The organism is Methylobacterium sp. E-065 (assembly GCF_022829605.1).
Taxonomy (GTDB): Bacteria; Pseudomonadota; Alphaproteobacteria; order Rhizobiales; family Beijerinckiaceae; genus Methylobacterium.
The window spans coordinates 1-17,896 of sequence record NZ_JAKSYD010000157.1; the positions used below are offsets into that span (position 1 = coordinate 1).

The following is a 17,896-nucleotide window of genomic DNA, read 5'->3' on the forward strand; positions in this document are numbered from 1 at the left end:
GGAACCGTCGCCAGCGCCGGCACCCTCGCCAACGCCGCCGGCGCCACCCTCGCGGTCACAGGGGCCTACAGCCTCACCGGGCCGCTGACCAACGCCGGCAGCGTCACGGTTGCGAGAACCGCCAGCCTCACGACGCCTGCCGGTCTCGGCAACCTCGGCAGCCTCACGAACGACGGAACGATCGACGGCCGCCTCGCCAATGCCGGTGAGGCGGCCAACAGCGGCACCATCACGGGCGGGCTAACCAACACTGGCACAGTACTGGCCAGTGCCGGCCGGATCGATGGCGCCATCCGCAATGACGCCGGGACCTTCGCCGTCACCGGCACAGTCGCCAGCGACGGCACCCTCGCCAACGCCGCCGGCGCGACACTCGCGGTCACCGGCGCCTACAGCCTCACCGGGCCGCTGACCAATGCCGGCACCGTCACGGTTGCCCGAACCGCCAGCCTCACGACGCCCGCCGGCCTCGGCAATGCCGGCGGCCTCGCGAACGACGGGACGATCTCCGGCGCGGTCGCAAACACCGGTACGCTCACGACCAGCGGAACCATCGCCGGCAGCCTCGCCAATGCCGGCCAAGCGGCCAACAGTGGCACGATCACCGGCGGCGCGGGCAACACCGGCAGCCTGTTCACCAGCGGCACGATCGCGGGTGGGTTGACCAACACCGGAACCGTGACGGCCAGCGCCGGCCTGATCGACGGCGCTATCCGCAACGACGCCGGCACCCTCGCCGTCACCGGGGCGGTCGCCAGCGACAACAGTGTCGCCAACGCCGTTGGCGCGACGCTCTCCATCACCGGCGCCTACAGCCTCGGCGGGACGCTTACCAACACCGGCACCGTCGCTGTCACAGGTGGCGGCCGGCTCCTGGCTGGCGGCGTCGCCAACGCCGGCCTGCTCACCGTGACGCGGAATGCCAGCGTCATCGACGACCTGCTCAACACCGGCCGTCTCGTCAACGCCGGCAGCTATACCGCCGACGCCGTCAATGCCACCGGCGCCATGCTCGTCAACACCGGCACCTTCACCACAGTCTCCGCGCCCTTCGCCAATGCCGGATCCCTGATCAGCTCGGGCACCCTCACGGGCGGGCTGGCCAATACCGGCCTCGCTCAGGTTTCGGGCGTGCTCGCCGGCGCGGTGAGCAACGCCGGCGGCGCCACGATCGCGCTCACCGGACCGACCACCGGCATCGGCCGACTCATCAACGACGGCAGCTTCGACCTCGGCCGCACCGACCTCGCAGTGGGCTCGCTGGCCGGCGCAGCGTCGGAGTCCGCGCTGGGCAACGGTCAGCTCACCGTCGGAAGCGACGGCGCCTCCACCCTCTATGCCGGCCGGATCGTCGACGGCACCACGCGGACCAGCCTGACCAAGGTCGGCCTCGGAACCCTGGCCCTGTCGGGGCTCAGCCCCCTGTCCGGGCCGGTTCGTGTGCTCGGCGGCGAACTTGCCGTCACCGGCGGCCTGCCCAACGCCGCCCTCGCGATCGGGCCCGGCAGCGCGCTCACCGGCGAGGCCCGGCTTGGCAGCCTCAACGTCGGCCCCGGCGCGACGCTCGCACCGGGCATCGGCGCGGGGGCGCTGGGCCGGATCAGTGTGGCCGGCAACCTCGTCCTGGCGCCCGGAGCGCTCTACCGGGTCGACGCCACCGCGGATGGCCGCGCCGACCGGGTCGATGTCGGCGGCAGTGCCACCGTGGCGGGCGCCACCATCCAGGCGGTCGCCGGCACCGGCCAATATGCCCCGCGCACCCGCTACACGATCCTGAGTGCGGCGGGTGGCGTACAGGGGCGGTTTGCCGGGGTAAGCAGCAACTTCGCCTTCCTGACGCCGTTCCTTGGCTATGCCCCCGAGACGGTCACGCTGACCCTGGCGCGCAACGACCTCGACTTCTCCACCGTGGCGCAGACGCGCAACCAGCGCGCATCCGCTGCGGCCGCACAGGCGGGGGCAGTCGGCTCGCCGCTCTACGACGCGGTGGCGATGCTGTCGGCGCCCCAAGCGCGGGCGGCCTACGCAGCGCTGTCGGGGGACGGGCATGCCACCCTCGCCTCGACCGTGTTCGCCAATGCCGGCCTCGTGCGCGAGGCGGTACTCGACCACCTGCGCTGGGACATGGCCGCAGCGGCGCGGCCGGGTGATGGGCCGGAGCCGGCCGTGAGCCTGTGGGGTCAGGGGCTCGGCAGCGTCGGGCACGTGCGCACGGACGGCAACGCCGCCGGGCTGTCGCGCCACAGCGCGGGTTTCCTGATGGGCCTGGACGCGCGTGTCGACACGCCGCTGGGCGGCCTGCGCATGGGCGCAGTCGGCGGCAACCTTGAGTCGGGTTTCGCCAGCCCGGCCCAGATCCAGACTGGTGCGCTGACGAGCACGTTCGGAGGCGTCTACGGCAGCCTGGAGGCGGGATCAGCCGTGCTGCGGTTCGGGGCGCTGGCGGCGGACGATCCAGCCCAGCTCCGGCGCGTGGTCGCGTTCCCGGGTCTGTCGGACAACGCCACCGCGCGGCTGGGTGGACACAGCGTGCAGGGCTTCGGAGAGGCGGGCTATCGGATCGGACTGAGCGAAGCGGTGGCACTGGAGCCGTTCGCGGGCGGGGCAGTGGTGTCGGTCACGCGGGAGCGCTTCGAAGAGCGCGGCGGCGCGGCGGCCCTAACTGGCTTCGGGTATGACCACGCGGTGCCGAGCGCGACGATGGGCTTGCGGATGCAGGCGCAACTGGATCGCGACGTGCCTGCGCCGGCATTCGTGCACGGGATGGTCGCCTACCGGCGGTCGTTCGGCGACCTGGTATCGAGTGTGCCGTTGGCATTCCGCGGGACCGGGGCACGGTTCGCGAGCCGGGGTCTGCCGCTCGACCGGGACACGCTAGTGAGCGAGGTCGGGCTCGGGCTGATGCTGGCGCCAGGCCTGAGCGCCGGGCTGTCTTACACCGGACAGATCGGTGCACGCGCCCAGGATCACGCTGCGAAGGGGACCTTGGTGTACAAGTTCTGAGCGTGTAGCGGAGATCACGCGGTGTTCTATCGCAACGCCCTCGTCATCTGTCGCGCATAAGCCGATGTGGGGATTGCCGAACAGCGTGTATCCTGGCCGACGAGGATGCGCTGATCTGGGCCATCATCGCCCCGCATCCGAGTATGGACGCACCGCGTCGCTCCCGGCGGCCGGGTGGCAGGCGGGCAAGGACCGGATTCAACGCATCTGGCGTCGCGAAGGACTCGAAGCTCCACAGAACCACCGGCTGCGTAGCCAGCTCTGGTTGTCGGGTGGCTCCTGCTTGCAGCTCCGGCCGCTCCACCGCGTTCAAGTCGGGCGCTTCGACTCTCCAACGCGAGACCCACGACGGCCGCAGCCTGCGTATCCTGACGCGCATCGACGCGTACGGTCGGGTTTGTCTCGCGCTGAAGGTGGCGCGGCGCAGTAACAGTCTCGGCGTGATCTAGGCGCTGGTGCGACCGCTGCGTGCTGGGGTTGAGTGATGACTTGCTACTGCGCCGCCGCCCGTTCCGCGATGTCCCTGCGCCGAGGCGGCGCGCTCCGGGCTTCCGATCCCAGGTGGCGTCGCAGCGTGAGTGCGAGCGCGTTCGAACGCCAGGGCCGGTGCGCGACATCGACGATCGGGATCGCCGAGAGAACCTCCGGTCGCACCGTGTCGGCGGCCGAGAGCGAGAGCACGATGGGACGATCCACGATCCGCGCGGCGCGGCGGGCGAAGGCGAGGCCGAGGGAACCCGCCGGCCGGTTCTCGACGATCAGCAGGTCGAAGCGCCCCGGCTCTGCCCGCAGGGCGGTCAGGGCCGCGTCCGGGTCGGTGTAGCCGATCGGCTCGTAACCCAGGGCCGCGAGGGTCTCCTCATCGTCCTGCAATGCGGAGCGGGCGGCGCCCACGATCATCACGGTGCCGCCAGCGGCAGAGACGCCAGCGTCGGCTTCCGGGCGTGCGGGCAGCCACACCGCGAAGGTGCTGCCGACGCCCGATGCGCTCCGGACGTCGAAGGCGCCGGCCTGTTCCTGGACGAACTCGAAGGCCGTGGCGAGGCCGAGGCCGGTCCCGGCCGGACGGGTGGTGAAGAACGGCTCGAAGATCCGGGCGCGCGTGGCCTCGTCCATCCCGCGCCCCGTATCGGACACCCGGATGCGGACGTAGGCGCCGGACGGCAGCTCGCCGTGGGAGAGAACCCGCCGTCCCGGCAAACGGACGCGTTCGAGCTGCACGTCGACCGCTGCACCCGGCTCGGAGGCCTGGATGGCGTTGCGGATCAGGTTGTGGATCACCTGCTGAAGCTGCGCCGGCTCGCCATCGACGATCGCGCCGTCGGCGGTCCCGGTCAGGCGGATCACGGTGGGATCGGCGGTCGATGTGCGGATCAGGTCGACCGTCTCGGCCACGATCGCATCGACGGCGCTCGTGGCCTGCGTTGCGCAGCCCCGCCGCCCGTAATCGAGGATCTGCCCCGCGATCTCGTGGGCCCGGCCGCCCGCCTGGACCAGCAATCCGATGTGCTCGGCCGCTCGTCCCGGATCGGTTGGTAGGGCATCCGCGGCGATCTCGGCGTGGCCGAGCATGACGTTGAGCACGTTGTTGATGTTGTGGGCCACGCCGCTGGCGAAGATTCCGATCGCTTCGAGCCGCTGCGCGCGTCGGAGGGTCGCCTCGATCTCGCGGCGCTCCGCCCAGACGTGCTGGCGCTCCAGCGCCGCGCCGAAGCTCTCGGCAACGACGTGCAGCAGCCCGCGCGAGTGCCGCATCCAGGGCGGCAGGACGCTGACGGTGCGCTCGAAACACAACACGCCGACAATGCGTCCCCCGCGCCGCAGCCGCGCGCAGGTGAGCGTCGCGACGCCCCGCTCTGCCAGGGGGCGAACCAGGGCCGGGGGGCCGATGGAGTCCGCCGTCTCGACGAAGATGTAGTCCTCCGCCGCCGCGATGATGTCGGGCACCATGGCGCGTTGCGCGTGCGGCCAACCGCAGGGCTCCAGCAGCCCCGATCGATTCCATAGATGCACCGTGTCGGAACCATCGAGCATCAGGATGTAGCAATGGTCGGTGCAGGCCCCCACGCCCACCATCGCCATGACGTCGACGATGCGCGACGCGATCTCGTCGGGCTGGCTCGCTGAGAAGAGGTTGGCAGCCTGGGCCGCGACCGATTGGAAGGCGATCGTCCGGCGCAGGATGAGGGTCCCCGCCCGCATCAGCAGCCCGACCCGCACCACCAGGGCCACAAGGGCCAGCGCAGCCGCGTAAAGCGCGAGGCGGAATCCGTCCGCGCGGGTCTGCCGCTGGTCTCGAAGGGCGCGGCGGGCCTCCAGCAGGGCTTGGCGCGCCGCCTCGCTCGATGCGTCCGGCAGCGAGCGGGTGAGCGTGTCGACCTGCGGCAGCAGTTCCAGGAGCTGGCGCCCGTGCAGGACGATGGCGGCGATATCGGCGCCCCGGTTCGAGGGCGCGCCCGCCGCCAGGGCATCGAGCCGGGCGCGGATGTCGTCCAGGTGCTTGGGGCTCGCGTCCCGGGCGAGTTTCGAGACCCGGATCTGCAGCGCCGCGATCGCGCGGGCGAGGTTGGGATCGATATCGGGTTCGGACAGGCGGTCGCTGAGGGAGTCGAAATAGGCGATCGAGTTCTGGACGAGGGCATTGCCGGTCTTGAAGCGCTCGACCATCCGCGCCTCCCGGGCGATCGCCTCGGTCAGGGTGCGCATCTCGCGGTCGTCCGGGCCGCTGGCCGCCTGCAAACCGGTCAGCGCCGCCTGTATCTCCCGGAGGTGGGCGACGATCGGATCGTAGTTGCGCAGGAGCCCGGTCCGCGCCCGGAGCACGTCGTGCTGCATCCGGGATTCGGCGAGGGCGATGGCGTCGACGGTGCGGTGGGTTTGCGCGTAGGCGGCATCCATCTCGCCCTTGCCGTTGATCATCAGCCACGTGAGCAGCGCGGCCAGCAGCGCGCCGAGGATGGCGGCCTGTACGGTCAACCTCATGGCTGCGGCGCGGCAGCGGGCGCCGTCAGGGGGCGGCCCTCGTAGGAGCCGGTCAGGGTGCCGAGGAACGCCACGATCGAGGCGGCTTGCGCGGGCGTCAGCTCCCGTCCGAGCTGCGCCTGGGCCATGAGCCGCACCGCCTCGGGGAGCGTGGCGACGCCGCCATCGTCGAAATAGGGTGCCGTGACCGCGACGTTGCGCAGGCTCGGCACCCGCAGCACCTCGGCGGTCTTATTGGGGATCGTGACGAAGATCCCGACCTTCTCGAACAGGTTGCTGCCGACGTTGATGCCCTGATGGCAGGCCGCGCAGCCGATGCCCTGGAACAGGGCGTAGCCGGCCCGCTCGGCCTCGGTGAGCGCGTGGGCGTCGCCGCGCAGCCACCGGTCGAAGCGGCTGTCCGGGGTGAGCAGGCTGCGCTCGAAGCTGTTGATCGCGTCGATGACCGCCGCCCGGTCGGCCTCCCGCCCGTAGGCTGCCTGGAACGGGCCGGCAAGCGCCGGATCGCCCCGGACCACCGCGAGGATGCGCGGCCAGGATCCGCCCAGGAATTCCGATTGCGTCAGGGCGATCTCGGCCTGGTCCGGCAGACCGGGAATGTCGCCCGCCCAGCCCAGGCGAAAGCTCAGCGCCGCGTTGAAGGCTGTCGGCGTATTGCGCGGCACCGGTGTGCCGTCGGCGGTGAGATTCCGGGCGACCGCGCTGGCGCCATTCGTGCGGATGTCGTGGCAGGTGATGCAGGCCCGGTCGCCCCCGCGCGACAGCCGCGTGTCGGAAAACAGCATCCGGCCGAGGGCGACCCGGTCCGGATCCGCACCGAGGCTGCCCGGGATTGGCGTGATGACGTCCTGGGCATCCACGGCTTCGGCCGGCAGGGGAGGGCGGCCCGGCGGCCCTTCCCCGGCGGCCGGCGGCAGGACGGCCAGGGCGCTGCCGATGAAAGCGGCCGAGAGGGCTGCCCAGCGGGACTGGGCTAAGGAGACCCGTGACACGCGCGGCGGCGCCACGGTCACAGCTTCTCGACGGGCACGGCGAAGACGTAGCCGATACCGCGCTCGGTCACGATCAGGCGCGGCGCACTCGGATCCGCCTCCAGCTTCCGGCGCAGCCGCAGGATCTGGACGTCGATGCTGCGATCGAACACGTCCTCGTGGACGCGCGTGGCCTGCAGGAGCTGCTCGCGGCTCAGCGGGCGCTGGGGGGCATCGAGGAAGGCGACCAGCAGCGCGTACTCGCCCTTGCTGAGGGCGACGTCCGCGCCCGCGGGGTCGGTCAGGCGCCGGCGGCGCCGGTCGAGCACCCAGCCGTCGAAGCCACTGCGATGTGAGTCCTGAACCCGCGCCGGAGCAGGCGCGACCTCGGCCCGCCGCAGGATGACCCGGACCCGCGCCAGCAGCTCGCGCAGGCCGTAGGGTTTGACGATGTAATCGTCCGCACCGAGTTCCAGGCCGATCACCCGGTCGATCTCGTCCCGACGATGGCCGGTGGTGATGATCACCGGCAGGTCGCTCTTGGCGCGCAGGTCGCGCAGCAGGTCGAGGCCGTTCTCAGACCCCAGGCGCAGGTCCAGCACCACGAGGTCGAACGCGTCCTCCGCGAGCCGTTGCTCCGCCTCCCGCCGGTCGGTCGCCGGGGTGACGTCGACGTCGTGGTCGGCGAAATGGTCCGACACGATGCGCTGCATGCCCGCATCATCCTCGATCAGCAGGATGCGCGTCGTACCGGCCCGCGCGCCTCGACTCTGGCCCCGGCCCAGACTGGGTTCGAACATCGCAAACTCCATCCCGCGGCCGCCGGCCGCGATGGCACGATCTCGACGCGCCGACTCAGGAAGGGGGCGTGCTCGAAGCAGGGAGATCATTCCCCGGCAGACCCGCGCGTCCGTCGTCGGCTCGCCCCGGATGCCTATCAGGGCGTGTCCGGACGTCGGGCCTTGCACGGCTGGATTGGTATCATGCCCCCCAAAGGATTGCGCCCTCCACATTGTGCGGGGCGGCACAGCGTGAGCATTCGCGCAAGACATGGCTTCAACATGCAAGCTCAATAGGGTCGCATTACGATTGTAACAGAAAGTCATACAGGACGACATGGCAGCGTAATTAGGGAGCATCACAGTCATACTGCTCAATGCGAGAGGTAAACATGACGGGTGCCGCAATTGCCGAGCGACGAACGCTCCGCCGCAGACGGTTTCGACTGTTCAGATATGGGCGCTGCGTGTCTCCCCATGAACCTGCTGGGACGCCCGCTCGAGGGCGACCGCCGACGGACCCAGCTTCGTCCCCAGCATGCCGACCAGCCCGCAACGGTCTCGTCGGCCGATGGCTTGAGGTTTTTGTGGTCAGCTTCGCCTACGGCGGCTGTCTCCACAATATCCACCCAGATTACATCGACTTTCTGCACGACCCGAACCGAAAAAATCAGCATTAGACTGGCGGCGATCGCCATCCATCCGGCCAACGCTCTGTTCGAGCCGGTACGCTGCAGGCGTTTCGCCCTCTGAAGCCGCACAGCCGCGCCCGTAGGCCGGCAAAGCCCTCATCACACCTGAATACTGCGCTCTCGCGCGATCAGACTGGGAAACCCACCATGTCGCTCGACGTCCTGTGCATCTCGTGGGGAACCACGGGCAATCTCAGCCCTGTGCTCACGGCAGCCCGGCAATTGCACCGGGCCGGGCACCGACCGCACATCATGGCCGATCCGGCCATGAGCGCCGAGGTCGATGCGGCGGGCTTCCCGTTCATCGGGTGGCGCCGGGCCCCGACCGGACAGAAGGCCGATCCGGTCGATTTCTCGGATCTGGCCGATTGGCTGCGCCAAGCGATGTTCGCCCCGGCAGGCGCCTACGCCGCGGACACGCTCGACGAGATCCGTCGCCTCCCGACCGACGCGGTCCTCAGCATCGACCTGCTGGTCGGCTGCGCCCTGGCCGCCGAGGCGGCCGGCATCCCGCACGCCGTCCTGTCGCCGCATATCAGCATTCGCCCGCTCCCCGGCATGCCCCCCGCGGCGAGCGGCCTGACGCCGCCGCGGACCGAAGCGGAGCGGGCCGCAGTCGATGGGGCAACCGACGCGATCGTTCTGGCGATGGAGTGCAGCCGGCCGGCGCTCAACGCCGCACGGCGTGCTTTCGGGCTTCCGCCGGTCGCCAGCGCCTTCGCGCATTACGATCGGGCCGAGCGGGTCCTGTTGGCGGTCAGCCGAGCCTTCGACTTCGACGGGGCGACGCTCCCCGCCAATTACCGCTACATCGGCCCCCTGCTCGACGAGCCGGTCTGGTCGCGGGGCGCCCGGACCCTGTGGTCCGGGGCGGGCCGGCCGCGCATCCTCGTCGCCGGCAGCACCGGTGCCCAGAACCAGACCGAACTCCTCCGGCGGATCGTTTGCGCCGTCGGGACACTCGAGGCCGAGACCATCGTGACCACCGGCCCGAACGTCGAGGCCGGGGACCTGGACGCCCCCGACACCCTCCGCGTCGTGGCGACCGCCTCCCACGACGCCCTCATGACCGAGGCCGACCTGGTGATCTGCCAGGGTGGCCACGGGACCGTCAGCCGCGCGCTGCTGCACGGCGTGCCGCTGCTGGTGATCCCGCTCGCCCGGGACCAAGCCGACAACGCCGCCCGGATCGCGCTGCGCGGCGCCGGCCTGCGCCTGCCCGCGACGGCGAGCACGGACGCGATCGCGGCGGCGGCCCGCCGGCTCCTGGTGGAACCGGGCTTCCGCACGTCCGCCGGGACCCTCGGTGCCGCCGTTCAGGCCGATCTCAACGCGGGCGGGCTCGTCCGCGAGATCGCCGCGATGGTCGCCGCGCACCGGGATGCCGCATCCCGAGGCGGAGCTCGGCTTTGGGCGTGAGGGGGATCGCCATGCCGGCGTGGCTCCGCATACACCCCGATTCACGGGCCTTCTCGGCGCTGCTCGGTCTGCTCGCGGCGCTCCCGACCTTCGGGATCGACATGATCCTGCCGAGCCTGTCGGAGACGGCGGCGGCGCTGCACGTCCCGACCGCCGCGATGGGCGCGGCCATGGCCGTCTACCTGCTCGGGCTCGGGGCCGCGCTCCCGGTCTACGGGCCGGTCTCGGACCGGCTCGGCCGCCGGCCGGCGATCGTATGCGGCTGCCTCCTGCTGATCGGAGGCAGCCTCGGCTGCGCCGCTTCACGGACGCTGCCGTATTTCCTGCTGTTCCGGGCCGTCCAGGGAATCGGCGCGGCCGGTCCCGGCATGGCGGTTTTCGCGATGGTGCGCGATCTGTTCACCGGTGAGGCGGCGCGCGCCCGGATGTCGTTCGTCGTCCTGACCGTCAACGTGGTGCCGATGGTCGCCCCGACGCTGGGGGCCGGCCTGATGGATGTCGGCGGCTGGCGCCTGATCCACGCCGCGCCAGCCGCCGCCGCCCTGGTGACCCTAGCGGCGATCCCGCAGATCGACGAGACCCTGCGCCGTTCTCCCGGTCCGCCGCCGGCCGGGATCCTGGGCGGCTATGTCGAGATCCTGGCGAACCGGGGCTTCCTCGGCCACGCCCTCTGCAACGCCGCGGCGGCGGGTGCGGTCTTCGCCTACATCACGGGCTCCGCGCTTGTGTTCATCGGCGCCCTTGGGTTCAGCCCGTCGGCCTACGGGCTCATCTTCGGGTCGAGTTCCCTGTCGGTGATGGCCGGGGCCGCCCTGAACAGCCGCCTCGTCGCCCGGGGCATCACTTCCCACCGGGTGATCGGCGCCGGGCTCGTCGGGGCGACACTCCTGGCGGCGATGCTCCTCGTCGATGCGCTGGTCCTCACGCCCTCAGCGGTGCCGGTGATCACCGCGATGGCCGGCATGGGTCTGGCCTTCGGCCTCGTCTCGCCGAACGCCATCCACGGCGCGACGGAGACGGCCCCCGAGGCCGCCGGCACCGCCGGCGCCATCGCGATCTGCCTGCAGATGGTCGGGGCGGCCGTCGCCAGCGACCTCGTCGCCCGGTTTTTCGACGGGCGCTCCGCCCTGTCGATGGCCGTCGTGATGCTTGGCGGCTGCCTCGCGGCGATCGCGGCCTTCGCTGGCCTCGTGCGCCTCGCCGCCCGTCCGTCCGCGTCCCCCTTCCCCTCCCAGCGACATGGAGAACCCGTATGATCTTCGACCCACCCCCGTGGCAGCCCGTCCACCTGACCCGCGACGGCACCCGGCTCGCCCATATCGAGGCCGGACCCATCACGCCTCAGGGGCATCCGCTGCTCCTGATCAACGGCTGGACCGGCGATCACGGCATCTTCACCCCGCAGATCGCGCATTTCGCGCGGACGCGCCGCGTGGTGGCGGTCGACCTGCGCGGCCACGGCGCCAGCGACGCGCCCGCGGGGGACTACACGATGGAGGGCTTCGCCGACGACATCGCGTGGCAGTGCCGGACCCTGGACCTGGCCAAGCCACTCGTCATCGGTCACAGCCTCGGCGGCGCGGTGGCCCTGGAGCTGTGCGGCCGCCATCCCGACCTCGCCGCCGGCCTCGTGATGATCGACACGATCGTCCTGCCGTCGCCCGGCGGTGCGGGCAGCGCCGAGATCGAAGGTCTGCTGGCAGGCGTGGGCGGCCCGGACTACCGGCGTGTCGTGCGCGACATGGCCTGGGCGATCGGCTGCGACTACGACGATCCGGCGCGGCGGCAGGCGCTCTTCGACACGTTCATCCGCGGCCCGGCCGAGCGGACGCCGCAGCACGTGGCCTACGCGGCGCTGCGGAGCATGGTGCTGCACCACGACCCCGTCCCGGCCGCGCGCGCCTGCCGGATCCCCATGGCGTACATCGCGGCGGACGTAGCCCTGGTCGAGGCGGCGCGGAATCTCGACCGGCTGCGCGAGCTCTGCCCGCACCTCGTCACCGCCAAGACGCTGCTCGCGGGACATTTCAACACGCTCGAGGTGGCCGATCAGGTCAACGCGATGATCGAGCGGTTCCTGGCCGTGGGCTTGAAGGCAAGGGCCGAATAAGCGGCGCACGCCGTCCCGCGGCGTGATGCGTATGTTCGTGGCGGCGTCCGGGACAGATGCCGCCCGGCAGCACGAGGCCGTGTCACGAAGCGAGCCGTGTCCTTGGCCGGTCCCCCAGGAGGCGCCGCGCCGACGCGATGACCTGGAGGGTCTGTGGGCTCAGCTGCTCCTGGCGTGCCCGCCACGCGTAGTGCCGCAGGCGCGTGGCGAGATCCGTCGCGCCGGAGATCCCGTGATCGAGCCCCTTGATCACGGACTCGGTGATCGTGCGCCTCAGCAACGTCTCGAAGATGTCGTGGTCCGCCTGCTCTGTCCGCATGAGGATCTCTCCCGTGAAGCGGAGTCGTTTTCGATCGGACAGGTTACTGTGCGATTTCAGGACCTTCGACGCGCGCATCGGCTGCGCGCCGGACGTGTCGTTGCGCACGCAGCGGACGCCCCGGCGGGCCGCATGTTATAACGGTAACCGTCGGCGCCACGTCCGACATGATCGTGTAGCTCCGGCCTTCGAGGCTCCTCGCGCACAGCAGCAGCGAGGCTATGGCGATGGATGGAACCGAAGTTTGGACGCGGCAGGCCGGCTCGCTGGAGCCGCCCGGACCCATCCCGACGCTGACGGTCGCCGAACTGGAGGCCGATCCACACGGGGTGTTCCGCACCTGGCGCCCCCGGCTGCCGGTGGTCGGCCACGAGGTCGCGGGCTTCGTCATCCTCCGGGCCGGGGACGTCGATCGGCTGATGCGCGATCCGCGCGTGCAGGCGACCGAGACGCTCTACCCCGAGACGCGCGGAATCCCTGAGGGCAGGCTCTTCGACATCTTCGCGCACGGGATGCTGACTGCCAATGGCGCCGCCCATCGTCGGCGCCGCTCGCCCTTCACCCGGACCTTCGGAGCCCGGATGATCGAAGGCCTGCGCCTCCGGATCCGCGCGGCAGCGGAGAGCCTCGTCCGGGACTGGCTACCGGACGGGGAGGTGGACCTCGTGGCGCGTTACACCGCGCAGATTCCGGCCCGGACCATCGCCGACGTCCTCGGTCTGCCGCATGAGGACATCCCCCGCTTCACGCACTTGGCGTACGAAGTCTCCCGGGTGCTGAGCTTCACCTTCGGACCGGACGACATCCCCGACCTCGAAGCGGCGGCGGTCGCGCTCCAGGATTACGTGCGCGCGATCCTTGAGGCGCGCCGGTCGGCACCGCAGGACGATTTCCTCTCGCGCTTCCTCGCGGAGGCCGAGGCGGCGGGCGATCTCACCCCCGAGGAGGTGGTCGTCCAGCTCGTTCAGATGATCATCGGCGGCACCGACACGACCCGGGTCGCCGGCGCCATGCAGGCGGCGCTGCTGCTGCAGCATTCGGAGCAATGGGCGGCGGTGCGCCGCGATCCGGCTCTCATCCCGGCCGCCGTGGCGGAATCGCTCCGCTACGAGCCGAGCGTCGGCTCCGCGGGGCGGGTCGCCCGGGAGGCGATCGACCTCGACGGATCGGTCGTGCCGGCCGGAAGCCTGATCATGCTCTCGACGCTGTCGGCACTGCGGGACGCGGCGGCCTTTCAGGACCCGGACACGTTCGACATCCGCCGGACCGACCTTCCGCGCCTGCATCCGATCTTCGGCGGCGGCGCACACCGGTGCATCGGCGAGGCCCTGGCCCGCATCGAGCTGGAGGAAGGACTGGCCGCCCTGATGCGCCTCGCGCCAAACCTGCGCCTGGCGGGCGCGATGCCGGTCCTCCACGGCCACAGCGGCATCCGGCGCATCGGTCCGCTGCAGGTCGCCGCCTGATCGGGCATCGGATCAACCCAGGAGTTGCCGCGGAACAGGCCGCCGTTCCACAGCGCGCCCAACGGCACCCGGCCTGCTGGGCCGGGTGGTGCTCGAAGATAAGCAGGTTGTCTTCGACCGAAAGTCAGATTTTCCGGCTGACGCCACAGGCAATCGGATTACGCATCGAGATGTCCGCTGTCATAGCTTTCCGATTTTCCGAAATCACGGCGCAATCCCCGAACCTTAATCCTGAAGCTCCACGCACCGGAGCAGACGATGATGATTTCAGGCCCGACAAGAACTCTCGCAGGCGCGGCGGGAGCATTTCTCCTGACCCTCGTGGTCCCGACCGCCGTTCGGTCGCAACCGGTCCCGCGCTTCGCACAATCAGACGTGCCGAGCCCCACCGCACGGTCGCTCCCGCCCCCGTACCGGACGATCCGGGACCTCCGCTCACCCACGGTCGAGCGCGAGCACCTCCGGGCGCAACGCATCATCAACCGCATCTGCTCGGGCTGCTGATGTCGGCGATACGCCTCCCCGACGTCAGCGCCGCGGGGGCGGACCTGGCGTCCTGGCTCGGCCGGCCGCACCGTGCGGCCGAGCTGGCCCAGGCTGTCCGCCGCCGCGCAGCCGCAGCGTGTGGCAACGCGCTCCTCGCCGCGGCGCCCGCGCCGTTGCTGATGGGATTCGCAACCGCGACCGGGTCGGAACCCATCACCCTCGGCCTCGCCGGGCTCGCCCTCACGTCGCTCGCGCTGCAGGTGCGGCACCTGCGCTCCGCCGCGCGGATCGTGACCCGACACCGGGACAACCTCGCGCGTCTGGCGGCGCCGGCGGTCGCCCGGTTGGTGGCCGAAACCGACGCCGTCACCCTGCGCGTCGGCTGGGAGCAGGAGGCGACGGTGCTGTTCGCCGACATCCGCGACTTCACCGGACTCTGTGAAACCCTTTCGCCGGGCGAAGTCGCGGCGTTCCTCGCCGAATTCCGCCAGCGCGCTGCGCGGGCGATCGAGGCGGCGGGCGGCCTCGTCGACAAATTCGTCGGCGACGAGGTCATGGCCGTCTTCGGCGTGCCGCGCCCGGCCCCCGACGATACGGATTGCGCCGTCGCGGCGGCCCGCGCGCTGACAGCCACGATGCTGGCCTGGAGTCGTGAGCGGGCGCAGGCGGGTCTGCCGCCGGTGCGCATCGGGGTCGGCCTTCACCGCGGCCCGGTTTTCGTCGGCACAATCGGGGCGGAGCGCGTCGAGTTCACCGCGGTGGGCGACACCGTCAACGTGGCCCGCCGCCTGGAGCAGATGACCCGCACGACGGCCTGCGACTGCATCGCCTCGGAAGCCGTGGTGCGGTCGGTGACGTCCGGCGAGGCGCGGATCGTCGCCGTTCAGCCCGTGCGCGGCGCCCGTGTCGTCCTGCGCCTGTTCGCCATCGCGTTGGCCCCGTAGCGGCCGGGCGCATTCTCACCGGGACCGGGATTCTTCCGCATGATGGCCGAACAGGTTCGTCGAGGCCGGGTCTGGAAGCGCCGTCTGGCCGCCTTCCTCGGATCGGCCGTTCTTCTGGCCGGATTGGCTGGCGCAGCCAGCGTCGGTCCGCGTCTCCTGCGGCCGAACGCCTATGCGTCCGTCACGTCGATCGAGACGCGACCGGACTTCCATGACCCTGCGCTGCTGGCGCGGGCCTGGGCGCTACCAGTGGCGGCGGCGTACCGGAGACGACCTTACGAGTACCAGAGCAATCCGAGCTTCTGCGGTCCGGCGACGGTCGCGAACCTGCTCCGCTCCCTCGGTGTCGACTTTTCGCAAGCCGACGTGCTCCGGGGGACGGCGTTCCAGCCCTGGTTCGGCGTGCTCGTGAACGGGCTGACCCTGGACGAGCTGGGCGACCTGATCCGAAGGCGGCTCGACCACCCGGTCGATGTCGTGCGCGATCTCACGTTGCCGGCGTTCCGCGATCTGATGAAGAGCGGCAACGACCCCGACACGCGGCTGATCGTCAACTTCCATCGCGGTCCCCTCTTCGGCCGTGGCGCCGGACATTTCTCGCCGATCCTCGGATATCTGCCGGACGCGGACCTCGTCTTCGTCGGCGACGTCAATGGCGACTACCGGCCGTTCCTGGTCGGCACCGAGCGCCTGTGGCGCGCCGTCGCGACGCGCGACGGCACCTCGGGCAAGACGCGCGGGTTGCTGATCGTCCATACGACCCGGCGTTGAGGCCGAGATGCACCGGCCGAGGGCCGGCGTGGAAGCCGTCGCCGACAACGCGCGGGAGGATGATCGACGGGGGAGTGCCGACGGGTGCCGCGCGGTCGCCGCTGGGCGCTTCCGGTCAGCCGCCGGGGAAACGGGACGGCCCGTCGTCGCGCATGCAACCGCTGCACCATCGGTCCCTGGGGCAGGCCGCGCGCCGGGATGCCGGGTCCCGAACGGGCGACATTCCGGCTCTGGCGGGCTCATCGGCCCTACGATCGCCGCTTCGGCGTGGCCGGCGGCCCCCGTCAGGCGGTGAGACGATGTCTCGTGGTGCCAGCAGTCCCGGAACGGATCAGGCCGCGTTGGATCCGGCGACGAGGCGGTCCAGCGTTCCGAGGATCACCGCCGGCGTATCGATCGCCGCCATATCCGCCGCGATCGCCCGCGCGCGCTCGGCGAAGGACGGCTCGGCCAGAACCCGATCGACCGCCGCGCGCAGGTCTCGAGCCTCTGGCCGCTGCGACGGGATCTCGATGCCGACGCCCGACCACGCCACCCGGGCACCGACCTCGGCCTTGTCCTCGGTGCGCCCCGCCGCCACGATCGGGACGCCGGCTTGAAGCGCCAGCTGCACAGTCCCGTAACCGCCATTGGTGACCAGCACGTCGACCTTCGGCAGGAGCACCGCGAAATCGAGGAACTCCGCAAGCCGGGCGTTCCTCGGGATCGGTCCGCGCACGTTTCCGATCGGCCGGAAGCCGGTGGTGACGAGCACCAGGAGGTCGTCGCGCGTGCCGAGCGCCGATAGAGTCGGCTCGATCAGTTCGCCGAAATCGGCGTTGGCGACCGTCCCCTGGGTCACGAGCACGACCGGCTTGGACCCGTCGAGTTCGCCCCACCAGTCCGGCAAGGCAGCGTCCCGCTGCGGGGGAGGGGGCAAAGCGCCGACGAACCGGACGTGATCGGGCAGGCCCCCGAAATCGTACTCGAACGCCGGTACGGTCGTCTGAAGGAAGGCGTCGGCCATGAGATGGCGCGAATGCAGCACCGCGCACGGCAACGGCGGCAGGCCCATCCCGGCGAGCTTGGCATCCGCGTAAGCGCGGACCGGCGCACCGAAGACACGTTCGGCTTCGATCGCGATGGCCGCGTATGCCGCACGCGCCGCCGCGTCGCGGGCCGGCGGCAACCCGATCATGGTGGGAGCCCCGTCCGGCCTGTCGGCCACCATGATGGTGATGCTGCAGGCGACGATCGGTGGCCGGGGCGTCCCCTCGTCCAGGAACACGGCCGTCGCGCCGAAGAACAGATCGTCGACGACGATGATGTCGGGACGTTCGGACGCGATGATCCTGCGCAGCGTTTCGGCCTGCGGCGGCATCGGGTCGAGGAAGATCCGCTCGAAATTGTAGCGGAGCTGCTCCGGGCCTGGGGGGAGACTTGCGCGCTCGGGCAACACGTCCTCGATCCGCGTGAAGTCGATGTCGGCGCCGGCGGCAAGCGGCAGGAAGCGTGCGCCGGACCTTTCGACGGACGGACGGAGGTATCCGGCCGTGGCCACCAGCGCCTCGTCGCCGCGCGCCAGGGCCATGCGCGCGATAGCCAGCAGCGGATTCAGGTGGCCGGCGGCCGGCGTAGCGGCAAAGAGGATTTTCATGCGGGACCCGTGACGGCGACAGAGCAGATTCTGTTCGGTCGCGCGCGCTGCACGGTTCCGTGCCGGGGCGGTGAACGACGATCTCTGCTCCTGCCGGGGGGTCTGCGCCCGGCGTATGACCGCAGCGTTTCGCCGATCGGCGATAGGGTTACAGGCGTAACCTCGGACGACCGGGCCTGCGCCGTTGCCTTGCAGCGGATCTGGTGTTCCTCCCAGAGGCGTCCGCCACCCAATCTCGCGAGACGACGCGTCGTAATCGCATGACGTTGAGGTTGGGCCGTCAGCTTTTCAGCGCTCCTGCTCCGAAGCGGACAGGTC

General features: G+C 70.9%; 12 protein-coding genes and 1 pseudogene. 8 read left to right on the top strand and 5 right to left on the bottom strand.

Features of this window, described 5'->3' with window-relative positions; translation table 11 throughout:
* Together MKK84_RS35525 and MKK84_RS20720 are read left to right on the top strand one after the other, a co-directional pair.
* Window positions 1-3,003, top strand: a 3,003-nt coding sequence (locus tag MKK84_RS35525; RefSeq protein ID WP_279599627.1) for an autotransporter domain-containing protein, incomplete at its 5' end; no start/stop codon positions are given.
* An 89-nt stretch (window positions 3,004-3,092) separates the two neighbouring features.
* Window positions 3,093-3,449: pseudogene (locus MKK84_RS20720) on the top strand (IS3 family transposase); the annotation flags it as partial.
* Window positions 3,450-3,495: 46 nt separating this feature from the next.
* Here the strand turns inward: MKK84_RS20720 and MKK84_RS20725 are convergent.
* From MKK84_RS20725 to MKK84_RS20735, 3 genes are read right to left on the bottom strand one after another with little or no spacing between them, the layout of a single operon-like run.
* Window positions 3,496-5,985 (bottom strand): two-component system VirA-like sensor kinase, encoded by a 2,490-nt coding sequence (locus tag MKK84_RS20725; protein WP_243923059.1) that lies wholly within the window; start codon window positions 5,983-5,985, stop codon window positions 3,496-3,498.
* Window positions 5,982-6,992 (bottom strand): cytochrome-c peroxidase, encoded by a 1,011-nt coding sequence (locus tag MKK84_RS20730; RefSeq protein ID WP_243923060.1) that lies wholly within the window; start codon window positions 6,990-6,992, stop codon window positions 5,982-5,984. Before MKK84_RS20730 ends, MKK84_RS20725 begins: the two co-directional genes overlap by 4 nt.
* 2 nt (window positions 6,993-6,994) lie before the next feature.
* Entirely contained in the window at window positions 6,995-7,756 is a 762-nt protein-coding gene (locus MKK84_RS20735) for a response regulator (protein WP_243923062.1), read from the bottom strand.
* A gap of 818 nt (window positions 7,757-8,574) precedes the next feature.
* Between MKK84_RS20735 and MKK84_RS20740 the strand changes: the two genes are divergently transcribed.
* The 3 genes from MKK84_RS20740 to MKK84_RS20750 are packed head-to-tail and all read left to right on the top strand — an operon-like array spanning window position 8,575 to window position 11,956.
* On the top strand, window positions 8,575-9,846 hold the full coding sequence (locus tag MKK84_RS20740; RefSeq protein ID WP_243923064.1) for a glycosyltransferase: 1,272 nt from the start codon (window positions 8,575-8,577) through the stop codon (window positions 9,844-9,846).
* Window positions 9,847-9,857: 11 nt separating this feature from the next.
* Complete coding sequence (locus MKK84_RS20745; protein WP_243923066.1) at window positions 9,858-11,102, top strand: Bcr/CflA family efflux MFS transporter; 1,245 nt, start codon at window positions 9,858-9,860, stop codon at window positions 11,100-11,102.
* Window positions 11,099-11,956, top strand: coding sequence for an alpha/beta fold hydrolase (locus MKK84_RS20750; protein WP_243923068.1), 858 nt, complete (start codon window positions 11,099-11,101; stop codon window positions 11,954-11,956). The genes MKK84_RS20745 and MKK84_RS20750 overlap by 4 nt, the downstream gene beginning before the upstream one ends.
* A gap of 82 nt (window positions 11,957-12,038) precedes the next feature.
* On the opposite strand, the gene MKK84_RS20755 is transcribed toward MKK84_RS20750, so the two are convergent.
* Window positions 12,039-12,383, bottom strand: a complete 345-nt coding sequence (locus tag MKK84_RS20755; RefSeq protein ID WP_243923070.1) for a hypothetical protein — start codon at window positions 12,381-12,383, stop codon at window positions 12,039-12,041.
* 119 nt (window positions 12,384-12,502) lie between these two features.
* Between MKK84_RS20755 and MKK84_RS20760 the strand changes: the two genes are divergently transcribed.
* From MKK84_RS20760 to MKK84_RS20770, 3 genes are all read left to right on the top strand, one after another.
* Window positions 12,503-13,741: a cytochrome P450 gene (locus tag MKK84_RS20760; protein WP_243923072.1), complete on the top strand. Its 1,239-nt coding sequence runs from the start codon at window positions 12,503-12,505 to the stop codon at window positions 13,739-13,741.
* 503 nt (window positions 13,742-14,244) lie between these two features.
* Window positions 14,245-15,171: an adenylate/guanylate cyclase domain-containing protein gene (locus tag MKK84_RS20765; RefSeq protein WP_243923074.1), complete on the top strand. Its 927-nt coding sequence runs from the start codon at window positions 14,245-14,247 to the stop codon at window positions 15,169-15,171.
* A gap of 39 nt (window positions 15,172-15,210) precedes the next feature.
* The gene (locus MKK84_RS20770; protein WP_243923076.1) at window positions 15,211-15,942 is read left to right on the top strand and encodes a phytochelatin synthase family protein; all 732 of its coding nucleotides are present in this window, start codon (window positions 15,211-15,213) and stop codon (window positions 15,940-15,942) included.
* A gap of 331 nt (window positions 15,943-16,273) precedes the next feature.
* On the opposite strand, the gene MKK84_RS20775 is transcribed toward MKK84_RS20770, so the two are convergent.
* On the bottom strand, window positions 16,274-17,578 hold the full coding sequence (locus MKK84_RS20775; protein WP_243923077.1) for a glycosyltransferase: 1,305 nt from the start codon (window positions 17,576-17,578) through the stop codon (window positions 16,274-16,276).
* Between the last annotated feature and the right edge of the window lie 318 nt (window positions 17,579-17,896).